General features: G+C 69.8%; 3 protein-coding genes. 2 read left to right on the forward strand and 1 reads right to left on the reverse strand.

Annotation, left to right across the window (positions count from 1 at the left end; all coding sequences use genetic code 11):
• Positions 1-2,861, forward strand: a 2,861-nt coding sequence (locus tag BST27_RS34695) for a PE family protein (protein WP_170062395.1), incomplete at its 5' end; no start/stop codon positions are given.
• A 158-nt stretch (positions 2,862-3,019) separates the two neighbouring features.
• On the opposite strand, the gene BST27_RS29475 is transcribed toward BST27_RS34695, so the two are convergent.
• Positions 3,020-3,514: a macro domain-containing protein gene (locus BST27_RS29475; RefSeq protein WP_069422616.1), complete on the reverse strand. Its 495-nt coding sequence runs from the start codon at positions 3,512-3,514 to the stop codon at positions 3,020-3,022.
• Between the two features lie 1,328 nt (positions 3,515-4,842).
• Here BST27_RS29475 and BST27_RS29485 point away from each other — a divergent pair.
• The coding region (locus tag BST27_RS29485; RefSeq protein WP_139805448.1) for a PE family protein at positions 4,843-5,375 on the forward strand (533 nt) is incomplete at its 3' end.

Here is a 5,375-nt window from a genome sequence, read left to right on the forward strand (position 1 = left end):
CCGGCGCGGCCGGCCAACCGGGTGGGCGTGGCGGTGACGCCGGGCTGTGGGGCAACGGCGGGGCTGGTGGCGCTGGCGGGACCGGCACCACCGGCGCGACCGGCGCGCCGAACGGCGGAACGGGCGGGACCGGCGGCAACGGTGGTGCGGGCGGTAGCGGTGGCCTGCTGTTCGGAAATGGGGGCGTTGGCGGCGTAGGCGGTGTCGGCGGCGTTGGCGGCGCTGGAGCGCAGGGCAGCCCGGGTACGCCGGGGAGCACTCCTAGTGGCGCGGGCGGCACCGGTGGCACCGGCGGTAACGGTGGCCAAGGCGGCGACGGTGGTGTCGGGGGCGCCGGCGGCAAGGGCTCGGCACTGTTCGGCCAGGCAGGCGCCAACGGGAACGGCGGCACCGGTGGCCAAGGCGGCGATGCCGGGGCCGGCGGCACCGGTGGCGCCGGCGGTGCCGGCAACGCCGGCTCACACAACGGGGGCAACGGCGGCGACGCCGGCAATCCCGGCTCGGTCGGCACCGGCGGCAAGGGCGGCGCCGGGACCGTTCAAGGCGCCACCGGCGCGTCCGGCACTTTCGGCACCGGCGGCACCGGCGGCGCCGGCGGCGCCGGCTACGACGCCACCAGCGAAGGCGCTCCGACCAATGGCGGGGACGGCGGGACCGGCGGCAGCGGCGGTATGTACGGCACCGGCGGCGTTGGCGGGGCCGGCGGTAACGCGTCGGCCACCGGCGGCCACGGCGGCAGGGGCGGCGACGGCGGCGCCAGCGGTTCGCTGGGCGGCGCCGGCGGCAAGGGCGGTGCCGGCGGCAACAGCGTGGGCAACTTCAACGGCGGCAACGGCGGCGACGGCGGCGACGCAGTTACCAATGCAACGGGAAACGTCACGGGCGGCAACGGCGGCACGGGCGGCAACGGCGGCACAGACCCCGGCACCTTCGGCGGCAATGGCGGGCACGGCGGTGACGCGCGCATCCTCAACGCCGCCTCTACGGCTGCCGCGACGTCAGGCGACGGCGGTAAGGGCGGCAACGGCCTCGCCGGCGGAAGCGGCGGCACCGGCGGGTTTGTACAAATGAACGGAACCGGAGCCCTCAACCCCGGCAGTGGTGGAGCGGGCGGCACGGGAAGCGTCGGCGGCGGCGGGAGCGGCGGCCAAGGCGGCAGCGTGGCAATCAACAACGCCGGCAACCCGAATGACGCCGTTGGCGGGGCCGGCGGAGCGGCAGGCACGGGCGTTAACAACTTCGGCACCGGTTACGGCGGGAACGGCGGCGACGCAAACATCAACAGCGCCGCCTCCACACGCAAGGCCATCGGTGGCACCGGGGGAACGGGCAGCAACGCCACCGTCGGAAACGGCGGCATCGGCGGCGGAGGCGGCACTGGGACGAACAACGGTTCCGGAGACGCCATCGGTGGGGCCCCCGGCGCCGGCGGAGCCGGACCCACCAACGCCGGGGCCGGTGGCACAGGTGGTGACGCGATCGCCAATGGCACCGGAAACGCCATCGGCCACGACGGCGCGAAGGGGATCGACAACCCCGGTGGCACGGGTGGGCCGGGTGGTCATGGCGGCGACGCACGCATCTTCAACCCCGCCTCGACGGCAACGGCCACACCCGGCAACGGAGGGGCCGGAGGCAATGGTGAGAGCGGCGGGTCCGGCGGGTCCGGCGGGTTCGCGTTCACCGCCGGAACCGGGAACTACACTGCAGCCACCGGAGGAGCGGGCGGCACCGGCAGCCTCTTCGGCGGCGGTGGCGGCGGCCAAGGCGGCGGCGTGCAGATCGACAACGCCGCCAACCCGAATGACGCCATCGGCGGCACCGGCGGTGCCGGCGGTACCGGCATTGACAACTTCGGCGTGATACAACCCGGGCACGGCGGGGGCGGCGGGGACGCCTACATCAGTAAGGCCGCCTCCACCCATAAGGCCATCGGCGGCGCCGGTGCTGCGGGCGGCAATGCCACGGGCACCAGCAGCACCGGCGGCATCGGCGGCACCGGCGGTACTGCGACCAACAACGGCTCCGGCGACGCCATCGGCGGGACCGCCGGCGCCGGCGGCACCGGCAACGGCGATATCGGCGGCGGAGGCGGCGGAGGCGGCGGCCAAGGCGGTTCGGCGTGGGCCAACGGAACCGGAAACGCCATCGCAAAGGCCGGCGCGAATGGCGCCGCCGGCGGTGGCGGCGTAGGCGGGAACGGTGGCACCGGCGGCGACGCACGTGTGCTGAACCCAGCCTCTTCGGCAAACGCCACCGCCGGTAACGGCGGGGCCGGCGCCGACGGCGCCCAAGGCGGCGGATCCGGCGCGTCCGGCGGTTTCGCTCGCAATGACGGAATCGGGATGGCCACCCCGGGCAACGGTGGCGCTGGCGGCAACAGCTCCCCCACAGGCGGCTACGGTGGCAGCGGCGGCGACGGTGGCGACGTGCAAATCAACAACGCCAGCAACCTGAACAATGCCGTCGGCGGCCAGGGCGGCGCGGCCGGCTCCGGGTACAACGACGTTGTCGTCATTCACGGGATCGGTGGCGGCGGTGGTGACGCCACCATTAACGCCGGCACCGGTAATGCCGTTGGCGGCGACGCAGGGCGTGGCGGCGACGCCCAACTCTACGCAGGGGGCGGCGGATCCGGCGGGACGGCGCGAAATTACGGGAGCGGAACCGCCACCGGCGGCGATGGCGGCGACGGCGGCGACGGCGGATACAAAGGCGGCAGCGGCGGTAACGCCGGCAGCGCTTTCGCCGTTAGCTTCCCAGGCGGAACCGTCGCCGGTGCGGTCGGTTTGGCGGGCGCCGGGAGTGGACCGCCTCCACCCGTCAACGGCAACCCCGGGACTACCGGATCGCTACCGTGACAAGGCACCGGACCACACGCCAGACCCGTCACTGAACATCTCATACGCGCTGCTTGTACGGGGCCGTCCTAGCTGGCAAGGGCCGCTCTGCATTCGCTTAACCCAGGCAGTCCCGACGCAACCGGCAACATCGTTTCGGGAAATCCCTGTCCGAACGATTAGGCTTGCACGGCGGCCGCAAACGCCTGCTCGGCGGCCTCCCCGTGGACCGCGAAGACGACTCGCTCCAGGGATGCCGGCTGGTGCTGTCGGACGACGTCGACCATGAGCCGAGCCGCGTCGTGCAACGGGAAGCCACCCACGCCCGTACCGAATGCCACCAGCGCCAGCGACCGGCAACCCAGCTCATCGGCCTTGCGCAGCGTCGAAATGGTTGCCCGGGTGATGATCTCGGCGGAGGTCGGCCCGCCCAACTCCATCGTGGCCGCGTGGATCACGTAGTGCGCCGGCATGTCGCCGGCGGTGGTTTCCACCGCTTCGCCGAGTCCGATCGGGGCCTTGTCGTGCGATTCCCGCTGCACGGCTGGCCCGCCTGCCCGGGAAATCGCCGCGGCCACGCCGCCACCATGTCGAAGTTGGGTGTTCGCGGCATTGGTGATGGCATCGACCTCGAGTTTGGTCACGTCCGCCTGCTGGACTTCTAAAGCAATCATCGCCTTATTGTCGCCCGCGGCGTTCGATCTGCGGACCACCTCAGCGGCCGACTGCCGGAGCCCGACGCAGGTGGGGTAGCTTGGCGCCAACCGCGCTATGTCGCGGCTCACTGGGGCCCACTAGGAGGCAGACCGATGGCGCAAACAGACGACCCAGCTTTCAACGGTGGCGGCGAGGGCGGCCCCGGCGGCCAGCCGGGACAACCGGGCCAGCCCGGGCAACCCGGACAGCCAGGGGAGCCCGGCAGACCTGGCGAGCCCGGTCAGCCAGGCCAGCCAGGCAGCCCAGGCCAGCCAGGCAGCCCAGGCGAGCGCGGCGGACTAACCGACCCAGGTATACCGGGCCAAGAGGGTAGTCCCAGCACTTAGAGTCGATCTCCTGCGGGCGGTACAGCTCGGTTTCCGGCGAGGTCCCGCAACGCGCGGAACGCGTCATCGCGGGCAACGGAGGGCGCAACGACGCTCACCGCATCGAAGCCCTCTTCATCGGCGCCTGGCTTTCGGCGACCGCCACAGAGATCGAGCCGAAGCCGCTGGGTGCCGATCGGACATCGCGGCCCCATTGGCCGGGGCCAACCCGATGACCACGACAAGTGCGCGAACCTGCTCGGGGCCGCGTACGGACGCGGCGCCGTGACGGAGACCTACGCCGCGCAGATCGAACCCAACAGCGCGAGCTGACGAGACCAGACGCCGGCATGGGAGCTCATGGTTCATACCCAGCCCACATGAAGCGGCAACATGATTCACCGCAGACACCTAGCTTTTGGAGCTCCTGCGGGTACCCGGTCGACGTCAAATAGGGGTATCTCGACAACACACTACTGGAAATCGCTAGATCCACAAACGCCGCGTGTATATCCACTTTACATTGAATTGCTCAAATGATGACCAGCGGTCATTTGCCAAGTCAGTTGAATTCAACTGATCATGTTCCGCTAGATACGTTGTACACCCCGCGAATATTTGTCGTCCCCGTAAATAACACTGAGACAGGCAGGAAAGCACACTTCCACGCCCGGACATACCAGGGCGGTTTTTCTGACTTCTGTTGTACTCCAATGTATTTCATAGCGTTAGAGGACCGCCGAGTGGACCACTCGGGGGCCATCGCGACTATTCGCGTTGCAGCCGGTACAGCCGCGCGAACAACTATTCCGGAAAAAATGGTCGTCCCCGAAAAGGGAATCTTTTACTGTCCAGATCAATTTCGTCTAGCTCGACCATAATGGCTCGAATTGATGTAGAGTGCTCGTACTCTGTACACGATGCGTTCGCCTTAGCCGATATGACGGACGAAAATCGCCTGAGGTTAAGGATGCGTGCTCATGTCATTTTTGGTCATAGTTCCCGACTTGACAGCATCAGCGGCCGGGGACGTGGCCAGTATCGGTTCAACGATCAGCGCCGCCAACGCGGCCGCAGCAGCCGCGACGACACAGTTGCTGCCCGCCGCCGCTGACGAGGTGTCGGCGGCAATCGCGGCGTTGTTCGGCAGCCAAGCCAACGAGTATCAGCGGATCTCCGCGCAGGCGACGGCGTTCCACGAACGGTTCGCGCAGGCCCTGGCCGGGGCGTCGGGTTCGTATGCGGCTGCCGAGGCGGACGCCTTCCAGGTGTTGCAACAGAGCGTGCTGGGTGTCGTGAATGCACCCACTCAACTCTTGCTGGGTCGCCCGTTGATCGGCGACGGCGTGAATGGGGCTCCGGGGACAGGGCAAAACGGCGGGGCTGGCGGCTTGTTGTGGGGCAACGGCGGCAATGGCGGATCGGGTGTGGCCGGCACCGCTACTACCGCCGCCGGGTCCGGGGGGGCCGGTGGCACCGCGGGCCTGTTCGGCAACGGCGGGGTTGGTGGAGC

The sequence above is a fragment of the Mycobacterium intermedium genome (genome assembly GCF_002086275.1).
Lineage (GTDB): Bacteria > Actinomycetota > Actinomycetes > Mycobacteriales > Mycobacteriaceae > Mycobacterium > Mycobacterium intermedium.

Bases quoted from the DNA above. Each gene is read 5' to 3' on its own strand.
- BST27_RS29475 (WP_069422616.1), bottom strand. From the start codon at position 3,514: ATGATTGCTTTAGAAGTCCAGCAGGCGGACGTGACCAAACTCGAGGTC.